The organism is Thermococcus sp., from assembly GCF_027052235.1.
In the GTDB taxonomy this organism is placed as follows: Archaea; Methanobacteriota_B; Thermococci; order Thermococcales; family Thermococcaceae; genus Thermococcus.
In genome coordinates this window covers 2811-6486 of record NZ_JALUFF010000005.1, presented here as the reverse complement: position 1 = coordinate 6486, position 3676 = coordinate 2811, and the positions used below count along the sequence as shown (strand labels likewise).

General features: G+C 53.7%; 4 protein-coding genes and 1 pseudogene. 3 read left to right on the top strand and 2 right to left on the bottom strand.

Translation table 11 applies throughout. The annotated features are described in order from the left end of the window. From MVC73_RS00275 to MVC73_RS00265, 3 genes and pseudogenes are all read left to right on the top strand, one after another. Window positions 1–256: pseudogene (locus MVC73_RS00275) on the top strand (ATP pyrophosphatase); the annotation flags it as partial. A 28-nt stretch (window positions 257–284) separates the two neighbouring features. Beyond that, window positions 285–1016 carry a protein phosphatase 2C domain-containing protein gene (locus tag MVC73_RS00270; RefSeq protein ID WP_297505983.1) on the top strand — a complete coding sequence of 244 codons (732 nt, stop codon included), beginning with the start codon at window positions 285–287 and terminating at the stop codon, window positions 1014–1016. Window position 1017: 1 nt separating this feature from the next. Then, window positions 1018–2013 carry an AIR synthase family protein gene (locus tag MVC73_RS00265; RefSeq protein WP_297505982.1) on the top strand — a complete coding sequence of 332 codons (996 nt, stop codon included), beginning with the start codon at window positions 1018–1020 and terminating at the stop codon, window positions 2011–2013. 121 nt (window positions 2014–2134) lie between these two features. Here the strand turns inward: MVC73_RS00265 and MVC73_RS00260 are convergent, their stop codons facing one another. Both MVC73_RS00260 and MVC73_RS00255 read right to left on the bottom strand, forming a co-directional pair. Beyond that, window positions 2135–3103: a hypothetical protein gene (locus tag MVC73_RS00260; protein ID WP_297505981.1), complete on the bottom strand. Its 969-nt coding sequence runs from the start codon at window positions 3101–3103 to the stop codon at window positions 2135–2137. A 124-nt stretch (window positions 3104–3227) separates the two neighbouring features. Further along, window positions 3228–3638 carry a PIN domain-containing protein gene (locus MVC73_RS00255; protein WP_297505980.1) on the bottom strand — a complete coding sequence of 137 codons (411 nt, stop codon included), beginning with the start codon at window positions 3636–3638 and terminating at the stop codon, window positions 3228–3230. Window positions 3639–3676: the final 38 nt, after the last annotated feature.

Sequence of the window (3676 nt, the reverse complement as noted above, 5' to 3'; positions counted from 1 at the left end):
GCCCTACCGCATGTACGAGCACGCGAGGAGGAGGCAGTGGCGCGAGGGCTGCCCTCTCCAGTACATCGACCGCGAGGAGATTGTGACGCCCGAACTCATGGAGCTTGCCCACAGGGTGAACTACGAGGTCAGCAGGATAGCGAGGAGGAGAAAGGTCCGCGTGAGCGTTAGGGTGCCGAGCTTCGAGATAATGTGCTGGGACTGCGACGATGAAACGCTTCGCGAGGTTGAGAGGGTGGTTGAAAGGTTTAAATGAGGGTCTCGTATCATTGAGTGGTGAGAGCATGAAAGCCACCTGCACACCGAACTTTTGCGTTCTAACCCACATCGGGGCCAGGATGAATAACGAGGACGACTACGCGTTCCTCAAGCTCAGGGATGCATATTATATAGCGGTCGCCGACGGCATGGGCGGGCACGCAGCCGGCGAGGTGGCTTCGCGGATGGCCACCGAGACCGCCTCCGCATTTATCCTGGAGAACTACGAAACCGGGATGGACTGGCTGAACCTGAAGTTCCTGCTGAGGCTCTCCCACGAGCTTGCCCACTCGAAGGTTGTCGAGCACGCCGTTGGAGAGAGGAAAGGGATGGGAACGACGCTGATCTCTGCCATAATCAGGGGCAACGGGGTTTTCATAGCCAACACCGGCGACAGCAGGGCCGCGTTGATACGGGAGGGCATGACCGTTGCAAGGACCATCGACCACTCCCTCGTGCAGAGGCTCATCGAGGAGGGCCGGATAACAGAGGAAGAGCCCTTCGGGCATCCTGCATCGAACTACATAACGAGTGCAATAGGCGGGAGAAACCCGCTCCGCGTCGACCTCTACCGCTGGCCGGCGAGACCCGGAGACGTCTTCGTAATGAGCACCGACGGCCTGCACGACTACGTCCGCTGGGGCGAGATAGAGGAGCTTTCAAAGGCCGGAAGCGCCCGTCAGATAGCGTTTAAACTGCTGGAGAGGGCATTGGAAGTGACGAGGGACAACGTGACCATAGCGGTCTGGAAGTGGTAGGATGAAGTTGCCACCCGGAAAGCTGAGGAACGACGTTTTGAGGGAGGTGGTCTTTCCAAACCTCGGCGTTGAAGACGCTAAGGTTGTCTACGGGCCGAGGGAGGGATTTGATTCGGCCGTCCTCGAATACGACGATGAGCACTACCTAATCGTCGCTACGGACCCAACGCTCGGCGTTCCGGCCGAGACATTCGGCTTCTTCACCTACCACTTCGCCGCGAGCGATGTGGCTGTTTTCGGAGCAAGGCCGAGGTGGCTCGTCGTTGACCTTCTCTTTCCTCTTGGAGCCTCAAAGAGGTTCTTAGAGGATGCTATGAAAGCCCTGAACGACGAATGCAAATTCTATGGAAGCTCGATAATCGGCGGCCATACCGGCCTTTACCCCTCCGTCAGCGAGCCTATCGCAACCACTACTGCAATGGGGCTTGTGAGAAAGGATGAGCTGAAGATACCTGTGGCCAGACCGGGTGATAAGATCGTCGTCACCGGCAAAGTAGCCCTCGAGTTCGCGGTTTCGGCGGCCTATTTCAGGGAGAAGGAGCTGAAGAAGTTCCTGTCCTTCCAGGAAATAGAAAGGTTGAAGAAGCTCTACCGCTTCGAAACGGTCGTTCCAGACGCTTTAGCGGCAAAACCCTTCGTCAGGGGCATGCACGACGCGACCGAAGGCGGCTTAACTGCCCTCCACGAGATAGCCGACAACTCCGGCGTTGGGTTCCGGGTTTGCGCGGAAAAGCTTTACCTAGACCCCCTCGTGGGGAAGGTCCTCGACTTCTACGGTCTCGAACCGTGGAGCGTCTCCTCCACCGGAACGCTGATAGCGATAACCCATCCTGAAAAATCTAGTTCGCTAATTGCAGAATTACATAAAAACGGGATTATGGCGTTCGAGCTGGGCGACTTCACGGAGGAGGATGACAGGCTCTTAATTGAAAACGGGGAAGAAAGGCCGTTTCCGGAGTTCGAGGGCGATCCGTACGTGAGGCTTTACGGTGTATAAGCGCGATTAGATATAATCGCGTTTCGATTATCTGGGAAATGAGAGAACACTAGCTTATGTTTGCAAGGGGCAGCGCCTTGAATATAAAGACGGAATTAGCTAAATGGCGGCTAATATAGGCTTAGTGTTCTGTTTTGCTCTTGCCCTCTTTTTGTTTTTTCCTCATGTACAGCTCTCTCACTGCCGCGAAGTGTGCTGCAATTGGGTCGTCTATACCTCTAGTTTTCATTATTTCCTCCATTAATCGTATTACTTCATCTTGTTCAGATTCATCTATTTCCTCTTCTGTACTGTGTGTTTCCCTATCTTTCTCCCCCAGAATCTCCTTCAGGTGCTCCCCTCGCAGTATCCTCTGGACCTCCTGCTCCAGCCCTTCCATTCTCTTCTCATCCAGGAACATATCCACTCCGCTCTTCCGTCCCTTCTCGAACATCACCCTTGAGTGCAATCCCAGGAGCTCTGCCAGCACCCTTTGCGCCACGTGTATCTTCTCTATCTCTTCCTTCGTCAGGTAATTGGGAAGGTACTGGTGCGGAGTCGGCCCTTTGCCCTCCGCAGCCGCTTTTAGCATCTCTAGCCCATACCACACAGTATCTGGCTCTTCATAGCTCGCCATATTGTACTTTTGACGAGATATGTCTCTTGCCCAGTTATGCATCATCTTCCCGACTGCCTTCGCCGCCTCCAGCGCCACGGGAAAGAGCTTCTTGTAATCCTCTATCGCTTCAGGAGGGAAGTATTGTGGCCATTTGCGCATGTATCTTTCCGCGCCCTCCAGCGCCTTCTTCAGATCCACTTCATCCATTTTCCCGTATATTAGGCGGTCCCAGTGTGGTGTTTTCCTGAATGTGTGCCTAAGGGAAGATGTTATTGCAGAATGAGTTAGGCCCTTGTCAAGACCATACTTCTTTGCGAGGAGCGTTGCCATCATCACCCTCAGCGCGGCTACCTTCCACCTCTCTTCGTTGTTCTCTGCGCTATTCGGGTCTGGCCAGTACACTGTCTCCCACAGTTCTCTGTCCCTTTTGGCATCCTCGCGCAAAGGCGGCATCACTAGCCCGTGCCAGTCTGGACAGCAGTACTCAAGCACCCCTGCCGCGCGCGCTAGAGCGCCTTGTCTCTTTTGCACCATACTCATCTGGGAACGGCACCATTCCTTTTCACCCCTACCCACTTCTAACTACGCTCCAGTGGTATAAAAATGAAAGGAGGGCTTATTCCCCACCGAGATATTCTTCTGGCGTGGTTATTCTGCACTTCGAGACTTTATTCCCCCACTTAAGGAGGTCTGAATCCCACGTTAAGAGCGCGTCTAATCCAGTTTCCATACAATTAGCCAGTATTATAGCATCACCGGGAAGTAGGCCGTAGCGTTGGATTAGTCTTTCGGCTTCCCATAATGTGTGCTTGGTTGTGGGAGAGTAGTTCAGAACTTTGAACAGCCGGAGAGCTGGTGTCAAAGCTCCAGAGAGTGTAAAAGGCCTTTCACCGGTTTCGTTCCTGATAAGCAAGTAGAGAACTTCGGAATAAACAATATCGTTATAGTGGGGTTCGGTAAGGGCGAGGAGCCTTGAGATGCTGTGTTCGCCGAAGAGATGCTCTAGTATAACGTTCGAATCGAGCATCACACGGTCCATACGTCATCGGCCTCGGAAACAAGCTT